Genomic DNA, 21,939 nt, shown 5'->3' with positions numbered 1-21,939 from the left:
CTGAAACTCAGTATATTGTATAAAAGTCGCTCAACTTTAGGAGGTTTGGTTTCTCGTCTGAATTACGCAACAAAGCCTTTATCATGTACCGACTTTAGAAGCTCATTAGCATCTCTTTTATTTGTACAGTTTCTTAATTCGATTAGATTATCTAATTGCTGAAAAAGCAAATCCTGCCCCTCGAACTTCCCTATTGTTCTTAATGCTCTATTTTTTGATGCTACGTTACTTACATTTGAATCTATGGCAGACTTCACTCGTGAAGAAGAGATCGATTTTGGCACAAATCAAAGATATTCCCTTCATATTAGAGGAGCCTTTAGTGCGAGGTTCAGCTCGTTATTCTAAATTTAAACCTTAGCAGGAACATGTTATTATGGATGGAACTGTTTACACGGCCCCCCTACCAGTGGTGTCGGTAAAGCCATCGTGAATCGATTCGCTTCGTGATAATTAGGACTAAAACTGAGCCTTACTGAGAAAACAAGTTTGATAATAGTTTTCTTCCACATCGTAAATAGCTTTTTTTGGCTCAGAAATATCGCCATTCGTTTTAGCTAGCTTAGCAACTCGTAATCATGTCGGTGTTATGTGCATGAAAAAAATACCTATGTCCCGAATTAAGCTCTTAGCACGTTACTTTAAGTATAATATCTCGCCAGTTAGTCGTATATTGCGGAGTTAGCCATTTCTCTTCGCATGCCCCACTTCTGTTCTATGCCTTGGGAACAAAAAAAGAAGTATCAGTGCGCTTGATTTTAGTATCAAAGTAGCTATTGAAGCAGCTCTTCCAGTTCTTTGCCCACTAGTATCACAAAAGATGTATAGATTGCTGTAAGACACTCTTCGTTTCCACACCTATCAATACGAACAAAACCTTTAGATGCAAGGTCGTCAATAGAAATCGAAAGTTCTTCGACATTGCGACCTGTTATCTCAGATAACTTCCTTACATTATTTGCTCTATCACGAGAAATCATATACAAAAGCTTAATATTTTCGTTAGTTAAAACCTGGGCCAGCTCCGTTAATGATGTAAACCACAAATGAGGAAAATTTTCTACATGGTTTAATTTACCAGCTGAAACATCCAACATATACTTACGAACTAGTTCTTCATCGGCTATTCCAATTCGAGCTTTCATAGTCTGTCCATATCTATAAAATATAATACTTCCCTTTAATGGAAATAGAAAACAGTGATAATAATGATAAATTACTGTCGATTTCTCAAACCTTATTATCTAAATCTAATTTCATTAAACCGCAATATTATTACTCACTACTTTTATAAAGCGCAATAATTTTAAGAACATCAGCTGTAATATTAATTGCTTTAGAGCCTGATGGTATATCCATCTTATCTTGGTATTGCACCCAAACTTCACCATTTTTTGATATACGGATCATTGCAAATGTTTCGTTAAGAAATGACTTATTGACGCCAAGCTGCTCATGAATATCATCATTCATAATCATCCCTATTACATGTTGACAGAAGAGTATGAGTTAATACTAATCCATCATTTTGTGAAAAACAATCCTATTCATCCACTAGATTCCAAAATGTACATTCGCATAAAATGTAAAAAGCCAGATCTTTGATCTGGCAGATATCAATGAGGTTTATTAAAGAGTGGAACACAAAGACTCTAATACCTTTCTTTCAGTGCTTAACTTTTTAACTCTATTACCAGTTTCAAAACCGTCTATTTTGCTCATGTGTTTAACAAAACGATCAGCATTTGCTTTACTTGAAATTTTGAAGTTAGATAAATGATTGTAATTCTTAATTTTATCAGTTAATTTTTTATCATAGAAAAGCATATTCTGAAAAAGAATATCAGGCATAACGTATGCGTCTAATACTTGTTTAATTCTGTACATTGACTGATACAGATCTTGTGCTTCTACAGCAGTCAAAAGACCATCTAAAGCAAGCTTTTCAGCCATATCTGCGACGTCATGAACTGGCTTTGATATCTTTGCCGCCTCTTTCTTAATTCCCGCCCTGTCAATCTCGAAGTAACCACGGCATTCATTCACTTTTGCTTTTTGATATATTCCGTAATAGTATTTATGCTTAGCTAAAAATTTCTCATATGCACCTCGAGTAATCTCGAACTCCCCCGACTTCACACATTCAGAAGCATTGTTACTTACAAATTCTTCAAATGTATACTTGGGGTACTCATCAATACGTTTTTGAGCAACATTAATCACCATTGTCATTGGAGATCTATTTCTAGAATCTTCATTATTTATCTTTATATTTAATCGAAGATAAAGAGTCATACCTTTTCTATGTCGATACGGAGTATAATACATACCATCATTATTTTTGTTATATCTTTCTTTATCTACTGCCACATTAATTGCATCTGCGTTATTAGCCATGATTAAAACCTTATCATTTATTTTTATCTTTTAATATAAGATACCAGTCAAATTAATATAAGTAAAGAAACTGATATTTTCAAAAAAAATAATTTTAAGATATTGATCTTAAAGATCTATCTCATACAAAGGAACTAATATTTTATTATTATTGGCGGGAAAATTTGATGAATTATTTATTAACCATGATGAATCATTGAGTTTTTAAGCATTAGGCAAATATTAAAAAACAATGACTAGATCATTATCTATAGATAATAAAAGATCTACATTGAATGACCAAGATAATTAATATAAAACGAACATCTACTTATAACCACCTCTGGAAGTAACCTTTTCTAACTTATAGATAAAAAATTAATTATGAATATATTACACTATGTCAATAGCTTCTCCTTTGCTCTCAAATTTGCACTCAATCAATTCTTCAGTACAAAAAGTTTCAGCATCTTTCTGTGACTCAAATTTTTTAAGTTCCTTTAAAGAGATCACTTCTAAATTGAAATCGTTGATGAATGTTTGCATAGCTAACTTGTGTTGAATCTCGTTGCTGTTATCTCTGATAGAAGAGAACAAATCAATAAACAACTGGCGGAGAACATCAGAGAATGTGTCGCTAAGTTGTACTAAATTGATCTGAATAGCGATCGCACAAGACATTTTATTTCCACTTTGTATAAACCTTCTAGAGCGAAAATGGAATCGATCGTTCTGTAAAATCGCTTGCAGTTTATTAAAGTAAATTTTGTTAGCAGTGAACAAAACAAGTAACCAGCCGTTATCGTCAGACTGACGCTTTACGTAACTTATATGCGCTTCTCTTTTCTGCCTTTGCGATAGCAAAGCTGACTTATTAATTTCTTCTTTAAAACGCTCGAAATTGAGTGAATCAGCCGATAGTATTCCGTTTTTTATAAGCTTACCGAGGGTAAACTTGCGGTTTCCACCTAGCTGAGATGCAGAAAATCGGTGGTCGCTCAGTTTAAAGATAAGGCTAGATACTTTCCCGTCCTTCTCTCGTACTTCGACTGTGAGTTCTGGATGTTGCTTCTCTACCGCAAAGACAAATTCCGCTAGCGTTGAGCAATGATTAAGACGGTTAATCGCTCTCGAAATCAATCGTGCAACTTGCGCTTTTTTAGTTTTAACTCTTGCATTATTGATGCTTGAACTATCGTCATAGCAAATATCTATACTCGAAACTAACTGCCGCAGGCCGAACTCGATTTCAAGTTCCCTCATTACCTCTTGTGCAAGATAATAGCTATAGCTGTCAGAGACTTTCTTTCGAGTTATCATATCTATAGTGCTAGTCACGATATGTACATGCTCTTCGTCGGTATCATTATGCTTGAAAGATATATAGCGACAATTGTCGTATCCGAGTTTATCCATAAGCCTCTTGACAGTCTTTTGCCATTGAGTGTTACTCAAATGTTCGTTCGTATCTAAAGAAACTATCATGTGCTTGAACTGTTGCTTTACAGCGGGATTTAGAGCAATTGATTGCTGCATTTCCGTGATGGCCATTGACAAGTCTAATAACTCCCCTGCCGCTGTTCTAGCTTCATGAGGAATGTGGATGATGTTGTTGGCGTATATGAACTCAGTTATTGCAGCACGCTCTTTGCTAGTACCAGCGGAATAGTTAATTAGGTTTTTCGCAACACGCTCATCGTTACCTTTGATATAATCAACAAGTATATGTACAGTCTTCTTATTGTGCTTTTTTTGTTTTTGTTCAGGTTCTTCATATATCATAGTTTTTTCTCTTTTTTTCTTGTATCAAACTTTCTAATTTTTCAATCGAAATATGCTCCTTTGCTACTTCATACGCAGTATCTTCAGTAAAGCAATTTATTAACAAGATCCTGGTTTCTTGGAATTCTCGTTTTAATACTTCAAATGCTTGGAAAACTAGCTCTACCTCTTGTCTATCAAGCTGTTTTCCATTTTCTAGGTGTGAAGCAATAGAGCTAATATCTTTAAAAATACCCGATGTTTTATGGAAAAAGCTTTTTGAAGCTTCAAGTACAACTGGTTTAACCACCATCGTCCTATTTAATATAGCTCTCATATAAGCAGATAAAGTGCTATACCCTGATTTTTTCTTATTATCTATTTGTGTTTGATATTCAATTTCTGTAAAGTTTATTTTCACTGATTTAGACAACTTGTCTTCATCAGACTTTCTTTGTTTAATTTTATCTTTCTTTGCAGACTGTAGTGCTTTTTCTATTTTCAAAAGTTCATTTTTATCTACAGAATGGAATATATCTATGTAATCACTCATTGCTTGTGTTCCTTATTATAATTGTTATATGTCAACTTTTTTGAGCGAAGCGATAATGGCTTAATATAGCGCTAACCTCGAAGAGTGTTAGTGCAACCGAACTAATTGTGAGGAAATCGTCTGATGAGGATATTTGGGACAAATAGAACTCACAGACATAGCTTGCTTAAAATTTCATTTTTTATATTATTAATTTATATTTATATTAAATTCAACTTATATTTTACTTTTAATAGAAAAAAGTTTAATCCAAATGACACAGATTAAAGGTCAATAATTAGGATAGTTTAATAATCATATAGAAATCAATAACATCGAAGATTTTAATTAATAGATTACTTTCCAAGTAAGTAGACCATCAATATAAAAATTAAACCTTAAGTAGTCATATAAAAACTTGTTCTCACAGTATAAGTATTCTGTAATTATGATAATATGAAGATTAAGTATCCATTACTTACCATTAATTAATGGGTAATTTATTTAGAATATAAATCCAATGCAATTTTAGCATACAACAATTAATAGAGATTGTTCCCACAGCTAATCAATAAGCACCTCAACCTCATTCAAGCCATAGACTTTAGGTGGTGAGTCTTGGTATTTGGAAGATTTTTTCTAGTCATGCTCCCATAATGAAGACCCAAAGCGATCACTCAATAGTCAAAAGCGGAGCAGTTGCGCGAAGTCGCACTTTTGTTGTCAATAGGGCTTGGTTAACACTCACGATTTGACCTCAATAGGCTTTGATCATGTGTCATTCCTGTTATGTACATCATACTAAAATGACACAGATATCTAAATACCAACCTATTTATGTTTATTGACTGTTTTTGCAATTATACCTGTTCAACTTGAAGATGCAGGTTTCAAAATCTGAAAATTATCCGTCATTCTGGATACGAGTGTGCCTGCAACTTCTGGTAGCGTCACATCGAAAAACTCTTTGATGGCTGAAGTAAATTAAGGCTTGGAGGGGAAGTAAATATTATTCCTCACATGCTCATTCATCACTTTCCAAAGCCGCTCTATTGGATTTAAATTTGGACTGTAAGGCGGCAAGTAATGAAGCTCGACATTGAGCAATTTTGCCGTATTTTTCACCAACTCTGACTGATGATAGGCGGCACCATCAAGCACTAGGTGAACTTTTTGCTCCAGCGGATAATGCTCCTTTTTGAGCTTCCAGAAGAAGCGAACAAGGCTCTCGCTGTTTATCGTGTCATACGTTTCTGTCACCGTTGCGCCAATATTTTGAAGCGGTAACGCACCGATAATATTAAGACGTGTTCGACTGCCTGTTGTCTCAATCACTTTGTCTTGGCCTTTTCGTATCCAGCCATAACTGAGTTTTGTTGACTGCGTAGGATGAACAGCATCCATGAATAACACAGGGTCTTCGCTGTTTTTTAGCGTCTCGTTGTAGTATTCGATAAAGGCTTGCTGCATCTCTGGATTAAACTTGTGCGGTACACCTTTCGGTTTCTTATATGAGAAGCCGTGATGATGTAACCACTTGTTCATGCCAGCAACTAACGGATACCGAACTCAGCTTGTACATAAGCGACAATTTGGTGGGTATGAAAGTACGTATTTTCAGCCAGATGCTCGATAAGTTGCATGGTTTGCCCAGCAGAAAGTCGGCTCTGGCTACCACCATTTTCAGGCTTAAGTTTTTCAGAAAGAACATAATCACTGAGATGACGAGCAACGGTCGATTCGTGAATACGAAGAGCTTGAGAAATCATGGTCTGACTCCAACCTTCAGACGCAAGTAAAACCGCTTTGATGCGGTCACGCACTCGACCATCACGAGTTGAATCGTGCATCTCTTCGAGTTGTTGTTTCTGTTGAGGAGTCAGTATAATTTTCATAGTTCGTAGCATGATCCTGATTCTAAAAAAATCAAGCATCTTCAATGATCACGGGTATAATCGTATAACAGTCTTGTATCTTGTACATATTAGAATGCTCCTACGATCCTGATACAGTGGGTAGGTTAAATCTAAGTAATCCCTTACCTTCTGATTTACCAACTTTTTCTTCTATTCCAACTAAACCATTTTTTGAATAAGATTCAATGATATGATCTATGTCACGGCTACTATCATCATATCCACACTTTATCGAAAAGTTGTTTAAAGAACCTATAATTATTTCCATTCTCTCCTTTGTGAAATATACTGTTATACGATTATCTTTCAAAAACTGATTGAATAAAACTCTATCCTTTTCTTTCGAAAAATCAATATCAAGGTTAGACAATTTTCCTGTAATACGTGATTTACTAGCTTTAATTTCATTTTCAATTTTTTCTCTTTCCATTCTTTTAATTTTATATTGATTCTCCCATTCTTCATCATCAGAATATTGTGTCATATATTCACGTATCTTTGACATGCTCTTATCGATCGTATTAATTTTCTCCTCTAAGTGAGAAATGTCTACACTTTGGTCAATGTCAAATTTTAAAGACTTAAGCACATTATAAATTTTATTTTGAGCCAAGTAATAATTTATATTTTCAGAGTCGCATTTAGTACTTTTTCTTTTTCTGTTACACTTTAAATACATACCTTTAGTTGGATTCTTAACTTTCCTACTAGAGAATGCCATTATATAACCACATTTAGCTAAACTACCACAACCGTTCTCATTTTCCTTCCGTATTAAGCAACCACATTTACCAACACCAACAAACACATTACGGAAAATTTCACCAACTCCACCTGTATTTTCCCGAGTTCTTTTTTGAACTGCATAGAATGTTCTATCATCAATAATTCTAGGATAGTAATCCTTACCATCTAACTTTCCAATTACATTCGTATTTCTGATGTATGCATTAATAGATGATTCACTAAGAGGACTATTTTTTGTTGTTTTTATTAGATTTCCACTTTCATCAAAACTGTATCTGTAGATATCCAAGTCACCGAGACTCTTAATAATTTTTTGAGGCCCGTAATTGAAGTTAAGTTTTAAATCAAATATTTTCCTAATAATTTCCGCATTCTCTTCAATTATTGTATAAGATTTTAAATCTAAGTTTCTAGCTAACCAGAAAGGTGGTTTCGCTATAGATTTCCTTCCTGAATCTTCAAGCAATTTTCTACTGGCTTTTATTCTTGAACTTTTTTGACTAGATTCTTGATATGCTAAGTACATTCCAATTTCAAGTAGTATTCTTCCTGTTACACTAGATACAGATTCCATATTTTCTTCAAAAACAAGATTCCATTTCGTGATAGCAATTTTAACACCAGCATCGATAATCCGTTGAAATTGACTTCTGACAAAGTCAACATTAGCTCGACTAAATCTATCTATTAGCTCTATAACAATAAGGTCGCCTTTCTCGATCTTTCCATTTTCAATATCATTAATCAAAGCCCCCAGTTCACCTCTTTTAAAGTTCGCGGCTGTGTAAGCGCTCTTACCACGATCTTCATAAATTAATCCCTTTGAGTATGCCGATTTCCCTTCACTTAAAAGGCGCTTGTTGTAATCAGAAATCCAATGCTCACAAGCCTGTTCCTGTCTTTGTATACCCTGTCCTTCCTCAGCCTGAATTTGCTTACTAACACGTTGATATAGATGATACTTATTCACTTTTTCTTACACATTTCTAGGAGTTATAAAATGTAGTATAACATTTAGTTGTCTTTTGCAAACTGTGGCTTACCCTATCACATTGGTGGCGATATCCAAGAGCGCAGCAAACTGCTTCTTCAAACGCCTGAGAGCTTTTTAGCGCGTTTCAATGTTGATGTCCGTGTGATGAACGAAGTGGTTTCTATTAACCGTCAAGACAAAACGGTTACGGTTAACAATTTGCTTGATGGCTCTGAATACCAAGAGAGCTACGACTTTCTTCTACTCAGCCCTGGCGCAGGTCCAGTTGTGCCGCCTATTCCGGGTATTGATAACCCGTTAACGCACTCGCTGCGCAATATTCCAGATATGGATCGCATCATTAAAACGATCGAAACCAACAAAGTTGAACACGCTACGGTCGTTGGTGGTGGTTTTATCGGTTTGGAAATGATGGAAGCCTTCCACCAGCTAGGCATAAAAACCACATTAGTTGAAATGGCGGATCAAGTGATGACGCCCGTTGACCGTGAAATGGCTGGCTTCGCACATGCTGAAATTCGTGAGAAAGGCATCGACCTTAAACTTGGCGTCGCACTTGAGTCGGTGAAATTCGTACCTAACGAGCACGTGGCAAGTTTCGACTCTGGTGAGAGCGAAAAACACCAACATCTAGAAGGTGAATTGGAATTAACACTAAACAATGGTGAAAGACTCACCACCGATATTCTGATTATGGCAATTGGTGTTCGCCCCGAGACCAAATTAGCAAAAGAAGCTGGCTTAGAAATCGGCGCTCTTGGTGGTATTTATATCAATGAATACATGCAAACCAGCGATCCTTCGATCTACGCTGTCGGCGACGCGGTAGAAGAGAAAGACTTTGTGACTGGCGAGCAAACTCTAGTGCCACTTGCGGGCCCGGCAAACCGTCAAGGCCGAATGGCAGCAGACAACATGCTTGGCCGCCAAGAAACTTACCAAGGTACGCAAGGCACGGCGATCTGTAAGATTTTTGATTTAGCCGTCGCTTCTACTGGTAAAAACGAGAAACAGCTGAAACGTGAAAACATCGCTTATGAAAAAGTGTATGTGCATACAGCAAGTCACGCGAGTTACTACCCAGGTGCAGAAACCGTGTCATTCAAAATGCTGTTTGATCCAGTAACAGGTAAAATATTAGGTGCGCAAGCAGTAGGTAAAGACGGTGTTGATAAACGTATCGACGTAATGGCAGTTGCTCAGCGTGCTGGTATGACGGTAGAGCAACTGCAACACCTCGAGCTAACTTACGCGCCACCTTATGGCTCTGCTAAAGATGTAATTAACCAAGCGGCGTTTGTGGCAAATAACATCATCAAAGGTGACGCGATTGCGATTCATTATGATGAAATGGATTCACTGACAGAAGACCAACTGTTACTTGATGTTCGTAATCCTGGTGAATTGGAGTCCGTTGGTTATCTTGAAGGTGCAATTAATATTCCTGTCGATCAACTACGTCGTCGCATGCACGAACTTCCTAAAGACAAAGAGATCGTGATTTACTGTCAAGTTGGGTTACGTGGTAACGTAGCATACCGTCAGCTGGTCAACAATGGTTACAAAGCCCGCAACTTGATTGGTGGATACAGAACTCTCAAATTTGCTCGCTTATAACTTGATAATAAAAAGAGAAAACCACGTGCTTGGTTTTCTCTTTTTTTGCAGGAAAGAAAGCGTAGATCATTCACCTTCAATTGCCAAACGGACTGCTGCTTGAGCATGGATAGAAGTGGTATCGAGTAGTGTAACATCGGTGTGACTTTGGTTTACAAGTAAGGCAATTTCAGTACACCCGAGAATCACAGCTTCAGCTCCCTGCTCTTTTAGTTTTTCAATAATTTGCAAGTATATCGTCCTTGACTCCTCTTTGATTTCACCTTGGCATAACTCTTTATAAATAATGTTATGTACTTTAGAGCGGTCGTCTTGATCGGGAATTATGACATCAAGCCCATAACGGTCGGAAAGCCTTCCTTTATAAAAGTCTTGCTCCATTGTGAATTGAGTACCAAGGAGTCCGACCTTTTGAACCCCTTTCTCACGAAGTAACTCAGCAGTCGCGTCTGCGATATGTAGTATGGGGATATTAATACTGGCTTCAATTTGAGGCGCAACTTTGTGCATTGTGTTAGTACAAATAAGAATGAAGTCAGCGCCCCCTTTTTCTATTGAAGATGCAGCATCAGATAGAATGCTTGCCGTTTCTTCCCATTTACCTTGATGTTGAAGTTTCTCTATCTCCGAAAAATTCACGCTATACATACAAATTTTTGCGGAATTTAGGCCGCCTAACGCCTCTTTGACTCCTTCGTTGATCAATTTGTAATAACTAAGCGTCGACTCCCAGCTCATACCACCTAGAAGACCGATAGTTTTCATATAACTCTCCAATCGTTATACACCACCGTGCCAGGGGTGTTTTTACAAAAAAATCAGCCACTTAAATAAGCAGCATTCAAGCGTCTTCACTATTGAGCATTGGGTAACACGAAAATAAAATCATTCCCACAAGGACCGCTACGCGATTCTCATATATCCTCGCAATATCGTTACTGCATTTCCAGAAAGCTTAACGTGCTCAGTGCTTAACAACTCTGTATGGACGACCCCACTTCTCTTGGAGGCTTGGAAGCCTTTCAGTTGCTTTTTGTTGAGCTCTTTAGCCCAGTAAACACATAAAGCGCAATGTGCAGAGCCTGTAACTGGGTCCTCATTAACACCTACCCAAGGCGCGAAGTATCGAGAGACAAAATCGGCGTCAGTGCTTGATTGAGCAGTGATGACGACGCCACGGCCTTTTTGTTTAAGCAGCGCACCAAAATCAGGGTCGAGCTGTTCAAGCACAAATTCATTATTAATGACGATCAACTGCTTATTATCAAACTGACCGTAGGCGGCTACATTGGCGGCATCTAGCCCCAAGCCATGAAGTAAGTCTTTGTTAATACTCGCTCTCATATCTAAAGTTGGCGCAGGAAACACCAAATGAATTTCTTCATGATCGAGTTGTGCAGTTAAAACCCCAGATAGCGTAACGAACTCAATCGTATCTCCAGTATTATATAACCCCTGCTCTTTCAGAACGTGCGCCGTTGCAAGTGTGCCGTGTCCACACAAAGCAACTTCCGTCCTCGGTGTAAACCAACGAAGTTGCATTGTATTGAGTGACAGAAATGCCGTTTCAGATAACGACATCTCGGCCGCGATGGCCAACATCGTTTCCTCATCAAGGCTTGACTCTGTGATACAAACACCCGCGGGATTACCTTTGAAAACCTCTGATGTAAACGAGTCAACCTGAAAAATTTTAACTTCCACGAAATATCCTTAAGTTCTATCAAACACGTAATTCTGTATCACGTGATTTTTAATATCTGTTGTTTGAGCGAAAAAAACCTATGAAATTTTCTACCAACCTTATAGGTCTTGTTGGAAGCGCTAACAAACAGGAGAATGTAGTTAATTATGCAAAACGTAAAAAGCCATCATCAATGTGACTCAATTGGATATCTTATCGGAGTTTTCGGCGTTTCTTTAGTTCTAATATGGATTGGTATTTATAAATTCACACCTACAGAGGCCAAGCTTATACAACCGCTCGTTGAAAATCATTTTCTGATGAGTTGGTTGTATGATGTGATGTCAGTTCAAGCCGTATCAAACATCATTGGCGCAACAGAAATCATTGTCGCTATTGGATTAATCGTTGGCCTTAAAAACACACGAGTCGCTTATTTTTCTGGCATAGCCGCCGCAATTATTTTTCTTGCGACACTCAGCTTTCTAATTACGACACCGAATACATGGAAAGTGTCTGATGGGGTTTTGGTGACAAACTTCTTTTTAGTAAAAGATATTCTATTTTTAGCCATTGCGATTAGCGTCATCGAACGAAACAAGCCAAACAGAGAATAACTCTAAATAGTTCGAAATCTTGTTTTTCCAGAACGTAGCCTGAAAGGTGCAAACGACTTACAAGTCGAAACAAGTCGAATGGTTCTGTCAATAACTCTAAACAAAGGCTCTTAAATTTAGAATGTTTAAGAGTCTTTGCCTCTTAATTATGCGAAACAACATCTTAGCGTAAAGTGAAAAGAAAAGCCTTTTACTCTACTGCTAAGGTTTATTGATACTTTGCCGAAGTAATGAACTCACCGAATGTCTCGCACCATACAACAACCGTATTGTATTCAGAAATTGAAGTGCTTTGAGGAACCTCAACAACGAAGTTATCGAACGTTTTTACATCACCAATTAAGCTCATTTCAGATTTAAGGTCATTAAACTCTTGTTCCGTTTCGACAAACTTAGGAGATAGATAGAGTTTATAGTCTGGTCCGGGAGCGAGTTTTCCTACCAACGTAATGACTTCAGAACTCAAATGAATCTCTCCCTCTCCCCAATGAAAAGCATCGCTACCTTTGAGTTCCCTCTTAAACACTGCGCTGTATTCTGCACCTTGCTTGCTCTTAGCAACTTGTTCATCGGTCGGCGCAGGTGGTGCAATAAGGATCGGTAAAGTATAGATACCTATCGCAATGCCAATAGAAACTGCCACTAAGTTACTGATTGTTAATTTAATTATATTTTTCAAGGTCATAAGCATCTTCTTATTAGTTTTACTACTTGAAATTAGATTCAAATCGGCCTTATCTGTCTATTATCGAGCAGCATAATGTCATTAACATTATACACAAGCTATGTGCACTAAATGCAGACTGAGCGCAATTAAAAACGGCTGATAATTAATATCAGCCGTTTGCTTATCGGAAATGTCGTTGTGCCGGTTTGGTCACTATTCCGCTTCCACCAAAGCGATCTTATCGGATGTCGATTTTTCCAATTTTATCGCAATAAACTTGGAGGTTGGCGTAAATGTTCTATCCCCATAACTATCTAAAGGAACCAATGGGTTTGTTTCTGGATAGTAAGCCGCCGCCTGGCCTGCTGGTACATCATAGGCAACAAGCGTAAATCCGCTCACACGGCGCTCAACGCCATCTTCCCATAATGACACCATGTCCACTTTGTCGCCTGGTTCAAAACCGAGTTTACGAATATCCGCTTCATTGATAAACAGCACTTCGCGCATACCAAATACTCCACGATAACGGTCATTCAAGCCGTAAAGTGTCGTATTGTATTGGTCGTGTGAGCGCATGGTTTGCAAGATCAAATCTGGCTTTTGGCCTTTTTCGAGTATCGCTTCGCTGATCAACTGTTTCGGCAACTCACTAGAGCTGAACTGTGCTTTGCCGCTTGGTGTATTCCATCGACGCTCAGCAGCTGGGTTTACCAAGTGGAATCCACCCGGGTGTTTGAGCTTATGGTTAAAGTCGGTAAAGCCCGGAATCGTGTCGGCAATCAAATCGCGAATACGGTCGTAATCTTCAATCACCCACAACCAATCAATTGGTTTTGCCCCGAGTGTAGCATTGGCAATACCGGCAATAATCGCTGGTTCTGAACGCAAATGCTCCGAACGCGGTTTTAGCTGACCAAATGAAATATGTACCATGCTGAAGGTATCTTCAACCGTCACGCCTTGTGGGCCAGTCGCTTGCTGATCAATCTCAGTACGGCCTAAGCATGGAAGAATAAGCGCATCTTTACCTGTGACAAGGTGAGAACGATTTAACTTCGTCGAAATGTGTACGGTTAAATTACAGTTTCGCATCGCGTTGTGCGTACGTTCTGTGTCTGGCGTTGCTTGTGCAAAGTTACCGCCCAAACCGATAAATACTTTCGCTTGCCCTTCTTCCATCGCTTTAATGGCTTGCACAGTGTTGTGGCCTTCACCACGCGGGACGGCAAAGTTAAATCGACTTTCAATGCGATCCAACAACAGATCTGAAGGTTTTTCATCAATGCCCATCGTACGGTCGCCCTGAACGTTACTGTGACCTCGCACAGGTGAAAGACCCGCGCCCGGCTTTCCAACGTTACCTCGTAACATTTGCACGTTTGCGACTTCTTTAATGGTTGGCACAGAGTGACGATGCTGAGTCAACCCCATTGCCCAACACATGATCACACGTTCTGCACGTCGATACATGCTCGCCACCATCTCGATTTCACTTAAATCAAGACCCGATTGTTCCGCGATGTGTTCCCAAGACGTTGCATCCACTTCAGCCAAATACTTATCAATACCTATCGTGTGTTGTTTGATGAATTCGCGGTCAAATACCGCTTTGCCACCGTTTTGCAATGCCTCGCGCTCCCATTGCAACAAGAATTTCGCGATGCCACGAAACACTGCCATGTCTCCACCTAAAGCAGGACGCAGGTACGCCGTGTTTGTAGGCTCTGAGCCGTTACTCAACATCTCAATCGGCATTTGTGGGTTTTGGAAACGCTCTAACCCGCGCTCTTTGAGCGGGTTTAGACAGATAACCTGTGCACCACGTTTTACCGCTTCGCGCAGAGGTTCCAGCATTCGTGGGTGGTTCGTGCCCGGATTTTGACCAATCACGAAAATCGCATCAGCTTCTTCAAAATCATCAAAGATCACTGTGCCTTTACCAACACCAATGGTGTCTTTCATCCCTATTGCACTGGCTTCGTGACACATGTTGGAACAATCTGGAAAGTTATTGGTACCGAATGCGCGGACAAATAGCTGATACAAAAACGCCGCTTCGTTGCTTGCACGACCAGAGGTATAAAACTCCGCTTGGTGCGGTGAATCCAATTGATTGAGATGCTTCGCGACAAGTGCAAAAGCCTCATCCCAAGAGACTGGCACATAGTGATCGGATTCTGCATCGTATCGCATTGGGTGCGTGATACGGCCTTGGTATTCCAACCAGTAATCAGTTTGCGTTGAGAGAGAAGAAACGCTGTGATTGGCAAAAAACTCAGGATCAACCAGACGATTGGTCGCCTCCCAGTTTACCGCTTTCGCGCCATTCTCACAGAAATTGACTTTACCGCTATCTGGCGACTCACCCCATGCACATCCCGGGCAGTCGAAACCGCCATTTTGGTTGGTTTTGAGCATAGTGCGAATGTTTTTAACTGCATTTTCACTGCCCCACCAACTTCTGGTTACCGCTTTCAGTGCACCCCAACCACCAGCTGGACCTTTGTATGTTTTTATTTGTTCTTTTTGGCTCACGACTTTACTCCTCGCAGATATACCAGCAAGCAGGGTGCCCGTGAAAACAAGCGCGTTATTTATTGAGATAATGCGGAAGTATTGAAGGGCTTAGTTTCTAATCCATGTATTTTTTAATCCAAATAAGTAACCACTCAACATGCTCTCGCTTGTCCGAGCGTTTACTTATCTAGATTCTTGATATCGGATACCCGCCTACTGTTTCTAAGACTGTTAGATTCAATGTGCATTGTTGCGTCTTGATCTAAATCAAAGATTAAGTCGTTATTCAATATGCGTCCAATTGATAATCCTGACCGAGTGATAAACAAAATCTATGACGAATTTTTCCACTGACGGTCATCACATTTTTAATCAATACAATTTATGAGGTTAATCGTTTTCCCATTCGATTCCACCTAGTTCGCTTAACGAACTCAATAAAATCGGCCCTCTTGATAATAGATAGTATCTATCACACTATAGATACTTTAAATTTGACCCTAATTAATATCAGGAATAGCCTTGATTCAGATCAATTTTGAGTGTGGTTTTATTCTTGACTTGGTTTTGGTTTTTCATTCCCCAGTTAAAACGCTCCAGCGCTTAAAAAGTACGGTAGTGCTGTGCCCTTTTTAGGGAGTTCCCCGTACATGTGACTCACAACGCAAGGTTAACAAGCCATTATGGATATCAAACAACTTAAATATCTCATCGCACTTGAACAGACCAAACACTTTGGTCAAGCCGCCGCATTGTGCCACATTACGCAGCCTACCTTGTCCATGAGAATCCGAAGCTTAGAGGAAGAACTCGATCTCGAATTAATCCAAAGAAGTCAACGATTTGAAGGGTTTACTGAAGCAGGAGAACGCATTTTAGCTTGGGCAAAAACCGTCTTAGCCGCTCATGATGGATTGCAAGCCGAAGCCGCCAACTGCCGTGGTCAGTTGGTCGGCTCTCTTCGGCTTGGAATGGTGCCACTCGCCAGCCAAAACCCTATGCAATTGCTCAAACCATTAGCTCAACAGTTCCCTGAGTTACGCTTTCAAATACTCTCCATGACGACCGAGCAGATCATAGACCAACTCAATCGCAATCAACTGGATTTGGGGATGTGTTATGTCGATCAAGTTAACACCGCTTACTTCGATGTTATCGAGCTAGATTCAACCAAACTTGGCGTTTTATTCGATGAGCGTCATTTTGATTTTGCCGAATCTGAAGTGTTGTGGGAGTCACTCAATAACATTCCGCTAGGGCTGCTTTCAAAGGGTATGCACTATCGCCACTCCATTGATCTTAGCTTTGTGAGTAAAGGGCTGGTTCCGCAAACCGTCATTGAAAGTAACTCCACCTTTCACTTGATCCAAGCAGTAACCAGTGGCCTTTGTTGCGCCATTATGCCTCTGAATTGTGGATTGGAAGAGTTGAACGATACGCTTCGCATTATCCCTATCGAAGAAGCCGCCGTTCACGCCCCACTAGGTTTGTTAAAGCGAAAACAAGAACCCTTCTCCGCGCTAACCGATCAGTGCTTCGCAGAAGCAAAAAACATATTTAATCGATAACAAGAATCCACACGTCAATTTTTGGCATACATAACGGCTTATGAGGTGATTTCATGAGATGTACTACTCAATCTTATTTTGAACTGTCCGATTTCAATCAAGCACCACCTCAACCAAGTGCGTTCAATTACCGAGAATTGATTGATGGCCGCCCAGTGCAACAAATGTCGCTGGCGAGTGAATCCGCCTTAGCTATCAGCTACAACGGCATTAGCCAAGCGGTCATGATGGTGACGCCAGGCCATCTGGAAGACTTCGTGAAAGGATTTAGCCTAAGCACAGGCATCGTCCACGATTTCAAAGAGATTAAAGACATTGAAATTGGTGGCGATCACGAATCTCACTATGCGGAAGTGGAAATCAGCAACCGCGCTTTCTGGGCGTTAAAAACACAGCGCCGAAATCTTGCCGGCACAACCGGATGCGGCATTTGTGGTGTAGAGGCTCTGGAACAAGCTTTGCCTGATTTGGCACCGCTAACACCGTCTCTTCCTCCGCGCTCCGATGTATTCGAAGGGCTGCGAGACAAAGTCGCACTGCATCAAGAAGCCGCACGTGAATCTGGCGCGTTACACGCCGCTTTATTTGCAGATTTACAAGGCAACATCAAGTTGTGCCGAGAGGACATCGGCCGTCACAACGCGCTAGATAAGTTGATTGGCGCATTGACCAACAATCACATCGAGCCTCAAAGTGGCTTCGCAATCATGACAAGCCGTTGCAGCTTGGAATTGATCCACAAAGCCGTTCGCGCGCGTATCCCCACTCTGGTTTGCTTATCTGCGCCTACAGCGTTAACTGTCGAATGGGCAAGAAGAAACCATTTGAACCTAATTCACTTGCCAAAACACGGCTCGCCGCGTCTATACAGCCCCGCGCCTTAACACGTCAACCTAATCGAATTCCTAATATTTCTAACGGAGACCTCGGGGTCTCTGTTGTTTGCTTCTCGTTCCCAATTGATACTTAGCGACAAGACACCATTCTCTCCAACCAAACGTGCTCACCCCTTGTCAGCACTAAGCTTGCGTATATTAACCTGCTTGCATTTGAACGCTTTCCAACCCGATAAGAACCCTGTCAAAAACCCATAAATTAGTAAGGATTTTGTGTGACTCTTTTCACGCTTTTCCGCCTTCCTAGGCATTTCTAGGAATTTTTCCTAGCCGATCTAGGCAACCATCTCATGTGCCTTACAAAACCACTCTCTAGAATTCCGCTCAGTCAAAGGTAACAAGAGCGCATAACGGCCGCCGTTGTGTTTCTAAAACAATTACAAGAGAGTTCATCATGTTAAAATTCCTCGAACAGGTGCGGAAGCCGACCCTCGATCTTCCTGTCGAAGTTAGAAGAAAGATGTGGTTTAAACCGTTCATCCAATCTTACTTGGTCGTATTCATCGGCTACCTAACCATGTACTTGATTCGTAAGAACTTCAATGTCGCGCAAAACGACATGATCTCAACTTACGGTTTGAGCATGACAGACCTAGGTCTTATTGGCCTTGGCTTCTCCATCACATACGGCATCGGTAAAACCGTTGTGTCTTACTACGCTGACGGTAAGAACACCAAGCAATTCCTCCCTTTTATGCTGATCCTTTCTGGTCTTGCAATGCTTGGTTTCAGCTTCAGCATGGGCGGCGGTAGTGCAAGCCTGTTCTTGATGGTGGCTTTCTACGCTCTAAGTGGTTTCTTCCAAAGTACTGGTGGCCCTTCTAGTTACTCAACCATTACAAAATGGACACCTCGTAACAAGCGCGGCTCTTACCTAGGCTTGTGGAACATGTCACACAACGTTGGTGGTGCGGGCGCAGCGGGTGTTGCTCTTTTCGGTGCCAACTACCTATTCGACGGCCACGTAATCGGCATGTTCGTGTTCCCTTCTATCATCGCGATCATCGTTGGCTTTATCGGTATGCGCTTTGGTAGCGACTCACCAGAAGCTTACGGTCTAGGTAAAGTAGAAGAACTTTTCGATGAAGCAGTGAGTGAAGAAGACACCGCCGCTGAAGAAAACCAGATGACCAAAAAAGAAATCTTTGTTGAATACGTTCTTAAAAACAAAGTTATCTGGCTACTTTGCTTTGCCAACATCTTCCTTTACATCGTGCGTATTGGTATCGACCAATGGTCAACGGTATACGCGTACCAAGAACTTGGTCTGTCAAAAGAAACGGCAATCTCTGGCTTTACTCTATTCGAAGTCGGTGCGCTTGTGGGTACTTTGATGTGGGGGTACTTATCTGACTTAGCAAACGGTCGCCGCGCATTGGTTGCTTGTGTGTCTCTTGGTTTGATCATCGTATCGCTTGAGTTCTACCAACACGCCACTAGCGAGTTCATGTACTTAGCCTCTCTATTTGTATTGGGCTTCTTGGTGTTTGGTCCGCAACTTCTTATCGGTGTTGCCGCGGTTGGTTTTGTCCCTAAAAAAGCAATCAGTGTAGCTGACGGAGTAAAAGGTACATTCGCTTACCTAATCGGTGACAGCTTCGCGAAACTTGGTCTCGGTATGATTGCAGACGGTACACCTATCTTCGGCTTAACAGGTTGGAAAGGTACCTTCGCAGCCCTAGATACCTCCGCCATGATTTGTATTGTTTTGCTTGCTTTCGTCGCTATCGCGGAAGAGAAGAAGATTCGACACGCGAAGAAGCTTCAACTTGCACAAAACCAAGCCTAGCTTCTCTGCGCGCTTTACTTCGGTAAAGCGCGCAAGATCATTAAAAAGCATGGCTCAATTCAGTATCATTAAAGATTTTTCTATTAGCTCCTGTTGGAGCTTATTGTTGTTAGTCGTCTGCTCTATTTGGTTGTAATAATGATTCATGTTGCTCTAGTTGATGATCACGTCATCGTGCGTTCAGGTTTCGCACAATTATTAAATTTAGAAAGTGATATTACCGTTGTTGGTGAATTCGGCTCTGTCGCCGAAGCGCGAAAAGGGTTGCCTGCGGTACACCCACACGTCGTCATCCTAGATATTTCCATGCCAGATGAAAGCGGCTTAAACTTTCTCAGCGAAATACCAACTGGCATTGCCTGCGTGATGCTTAGCGTGCATGACTCCCCTGCGATGGTGGAAAAATCACTAAAGCTAGGTGCAAAAGGCTATCTTAGTAAACGCTGTAGCCCAGACGAACTTATTCAAGCCGTGAGAACCAGTGCTTCTGGCGGCTGTTACCTCACATCAGATATTGCACTTAAACTTGCAACGCCTAGCGACAACACCACCTCTCTATGCCAACTGACAAAACGTGAAAACGAGGTATGTCAGCTACTTGCCACTGGGTTGGATGTAAAGTCTGTCGCGGCAGAGCTTGGCTTGAGCCACAAGACGGTGCATGTTCATCGTGCGAATGCCATCGACAAACTCGGCGTGAAAAACAACGTTGAGCTCGCCAAACTATTTTCTCAAGAGTCCTTTTAATGCGAGCTTATGCTGTTACCACCATTTGCGGACTTTTTGTTATGGCTTGCGCCTGGTTCTGCTTATGGGTGATTGCCTATTACTTTGTCAATGATCCCGAGCTGGCGATCTTATTGTTTCCTTTCGCTTTACGATTAGGTGTCGCCCTACACACTCGCACCGTTTATTGGCCAACGATTTATCTTTCAGAGTGGGGGCTTTCCATCGCACTTGCGATCTTACTGGGTCAACCGCAGTGGCTTACCGTGCTGATTGCGAGCATTGCCAGTATCCCGGTCACTCTGATTGCGAAAAAATACTACTACGGTGACCAAAACCGCCACTTAGCCGTCATGGGCATTGTGATCATCATTACCGCCTTCATCAACGTAATGGCGGTCGGATTTCACGTGCCTTCTGTTTACATGGTATGGCTGGCTAGCATTTCTGGAGGCTTGCTCGTGGTGCCTATGTGCTACCTGTTGTGGAGCTATTTGTTCCAAAGTCGTTGGTCTCCGCTTAGCTCTCTCCTACTTAGTAATGCCGTTGTATTTCAGGTGCGTCATATCGTGCTTTATGCGCTGCTTTTGATCGGCAGTATTTTGGTGCAAACCAGTTTACCTGAAGAGCTAAAACGATTTGCGCCATTTTGTATGGCTATCCCAATCATCGTGTTGGCACTTCGTTACGGCTGGCAAGGAGCCCTGCTCGCCACCATGCTCAACAGCATTGCGCTGATTGCGGCTCGCAGCGGCGTATCAAATCTAGAAATCACCGATTTGTTATTATCTCTCTCGGCGCAAACCATCACCGGCATTATGCTCGGCTTAGGGGTTCAGAAACAAAAAGACCTCAATCACAAACTGCGCGGCGAACTTGCACGCAATCAGAATTTGTCTCGCCAGCTTATCAAAGCGGAAGAATCGGTAAGACGCGATATTGCGCGCGAGCTACATGACGAAATCGGCCAGAACATCACGGCAATCCGCACACAAGCCAACATTATTAAGCGGGTAAATAACACAGAAACACGCGTAGGTTGCGCAGACATGATTGAAAGACTTTCGCTCAACGTGTACGACACCACTAAGCGACTGTTGAGCAAGCTAAGACCCAAAATGCTGGATGATTTGGACTTGCAAGAATCCGTCGAGCAACTGACGCGAGAGATGGAATTCGCCAATCACGGAACAACTGTTCAATTGAACTGGCAAGGCGATTACACCAGCCTGAGTGACACACTCAAAGTCACCCTATTCCGTTTATGCCAAGAGTCATTGAATAACGCCGCCAAGTACGCAGGAGCGCAGTTGATCAATATTGAGCTGACAATTGGAGAAACGGCACTGTCACTGATGATTCACGATGATGGTGTCGGTTTCAAAGTTCAGGAGAGTATGAAAGGCATGGGCGTTCGCGGCATGCAAGAGCGTGTGCACGCGTTAGGTGGAAAAATGGTTATCTACTCCACCAGCGATCAAGTGACTGGCACACAAATCAGCATTACTTTACCTAAGGTGTAACTCAAG

General features: G+C 41.1%; 16 protein-coding genes and 2 pseudogenes. 7 read left to right on the top strand and 11 right to left on the bottom strand.

The genetic code is table 11. The features are described from left to right. Positions 1–773: 773 nt before the first annotated feature. From R7Z10_RS07290 to R7Z10_RS07260, 7 genes and pseudogenes are all read right to left on the bottom strand, one after another. On the bottom strand, positions 774–1,145 hold the full coding sequence (locus tag R7Z10_RS07290) for a transcriptional regulator (RefSeq protein ID WP_158155153.1): 372 nt from the start codon (positions 1,143–1,145) through the stop codon (positions 774–776). 130 nt (positions 1,146–1,275) lie between these two features. Then, complete coding sequence (locus R7Z10_RS07285) at positions 1,276–1,473, bottom strand: hypothetical protein (RefSeq protein ID WP_005376117.1); 198 nt, start codon at positions 1,471–1,473, stop codon at positions 1,276–1,278. A gap of 156 nt (positions 1,474–1,629) precedes the next feature. Continuing rightward, positions 1,630–2,397 (bottom strand): hypothetical protein, encoded by a 768-nt coding sequence (locus tag R7Z10_RS07280; protein ID WP_158155155.1) that lies wholly within the window; start codon positions 2,395–2,397, stop codon positions 1,630–1,632. A gap of 372 nt (positions 2,398–2,769) precedes the next feature. After that, positions 2,770–4,158, bottom strand: a complete 1,389-nt coding sequence (locus tag R7Z10_RS07275; RefSeq protein WP_158155157.1) for a relaxase/mobilization nuclease domain-containing protein — start codon at positions 4,156–4,158, stop codon at positions 2,770–2,772. Beyond that, entirely contained in the window at positions 4,148–4,690 is a 543-nt protein-coding gene (locus R7Z10_RS07270; protein WP_318104470.1) for a chromosome partitioning protein ParA, read from the bottom strand. Before R7Z10_RS07270 ends, R7Z10_RS07275 begins: the two co-directional genes overlap by 11 nt. 849 nt (positions 4,691–5,539) lie before the next feature. Then, positions 5,540–6,564: pseudogene (locus tag R7Z10_RS07265) on the bottom strand (IS630 family transposase). Positions 6,565–6,664: 100 nt separating this feature from the next. Further along, positions 6,665–8,302, bottom strand: coding sequence for a recombinase family protein (locus R7Z10_RS07260; protein ID WP_318104468.1), 1,638 nt, complete (start codon positions 8,300–8,302; stop codon positions 6,665–6,667). A gap of 48 nt (positions 8,303–8,350) precedes the next feature. On the opposite strand from R7Z10_RS07260, the pseudogene R7Z10_RS07255 reads away from it, so the two are divergent. After that, a pseudogene (locus R7Z10_RS07255) lies at positions 8,351–9,943 on the top strand (FAD-dependent oxidoreductase); the annotation flags it as partial. Positions 9,944–10,009: 66 nt separating this feature from the next. Here R7Z10_RS07255 and R7Z10_RS07250 read toward each other — a convergent pair. Together R7Z10_RS07250 and R7Z10_RS07245 are read right to left on the bottom strand one after the other, a co-directional pair. After that, positions 10,010–10,708, bottom strand: coding sequence for an aspartate/glutamate racemase family protein (locus R7Z10_RS07250; protein WP_054575437.1), 699 nt, complete (start codon positions 10,706–10,708; stop codon positions 10,010–10,012). A gap of 138 nt (positions 10,709–10,846) precedes the next feature. Next, on the bottom strand, positions 10,847–11,647 hold the full coding sequence (locus R7Z10_RS07245) for a PhzF family phenazine biosynthesis isomerase (RefSeq protein WP_318104467.1): 801 nt from the start codon (positions 11,645–11,647) through the stop codon (positions 10,847–10,849). Positions 11,648–11,794: 147 nt separating this feature from the next. Between R7Z10_RS07245 and R7Z10_RS07240 the strand changes: the two genes are divergently transcribed. Beyond that, positions 11,795–12,244 carry a YkgB family protein gene (locus R7Z10_RS07240; RefSeq protein WP_005376100.1) on the top strand — a complete coding sequence of 150 codons (450 nt, stop codon included), beginning with the start codon at positions 11,795–11,797 and terminating at the stop codon, positions 12,242–12,244. Positions 12,245–12,452: 208 nt separating this feature from the next. Here the strand turns inward: R7Z10_RS07240 and R7Z10_RS07235 are convergent, their stop codons facing one another. Further along, on the bottom strand, positions 12,453–12,929 hold the full coding sequence (locus R7Z10_RS07235; protein ID WP_318104466.1) for a DM13 domain-containing protein: 477 nt from the start codon (positions 12,927–12,929) through the stop codon (positions 12,453–12,455). A gap of 195 nt (positions 12,930–13,124) precedes the next feature. Continuing rightward, entirely contained in the window at positions 13,125–15,449 is a 2,325-nt protein-coding gene (locus tag R7Z10_RS07230) for an FdhF/YdeP family oxidoreductase (protein ID WP_017634638.1), read from the bottom strand. A gap of 665 nt (positions 15,450–16,114) precedes the next feature. On the opposite strand from R7Z10_RS07230, the gene R7Z10_RS07225 reads away from it, so the two are divergent. The 5 genes from R7Z10_RS07225 (at position 16,115) to uhpB (ending at position 21,933) form a co-directional block, all read left to right on the top strand. Further along, on the top strand, positions 16,115–16,999 hold the full coding sequence (locus R7Z10_RS07225; RefSeq protein ID WP_005460961.1) for a LysR family transcriptional regulator: 885 nt from the start codon (positions 16,115–16,117) through the stop codon (positions 16,997–16,999). 53 nt (positions 17,000–17,052) lie between these two features. Then, entirely contained in the window at positions 17,053–17,883 is an 831-nt protein-coding gene (gene fdhD, locus R7Z10_RS07220) for a formate dehydrogenase accessory sulfurtransferase FdhD (RefSeq protein ID WP_017634640.1), read from the top strand. A 406-nt stretch (positions 17,884–18,289) separates the two neighbouring features. Next, entirely contained in the window at positions 18,290–19,684 is a 1,395-nt protein-coding gene (gene uhpT, locus R7Z10_RS07215) for a hexose-6-phosphate:phosphate antiporter (RefSeq protein ID WP_021707729.1), read from the top strand. Positions 19,685–19,822: 138 nt separating this feature from the next. After that, positions 19,823–20,431, top strand: coding sequence for a transcriptional regulator UhpA (uhpA, locus tag R7Z10_RS07210; RefSeq protein WP_005376090.1), 609 nt, complete (start codon positions 19,823–19,825; stop codon positions 20,429–20,431). Then, a complete protein-coding gene (gene uhpB / locus R7Z10_RS07205) occupies positions 20,431–21,933 on the top strand; it encodes a signal transduction histidine-protein kinase/phosphatase UhpB (protein WP_104980705.1) in 1,503 nt (500 codons plus the stop codon). The genes uhpA and uhpB overlap by 1 nt, the downstream gene beginning before the upstream one ends. The last annotated feature ends 6 nt before the right edge of the window (positions 21,934–21,939 follow it).

This window comes from Vibrio sp. Vb1018 (assembly GCF_033338775.1).
GTDB lineage: Bacteria > Pseudomonadota > Gammaproteobacteria > Enterobacterales > Vibrionaceae > Vibrio > Vibrio alginolyticus.
The sequence above is the reverse complement of the archived record's forward strand: the minus strand, read 5'-3'. Positions and strand labels throughout refer to the sequence as shown.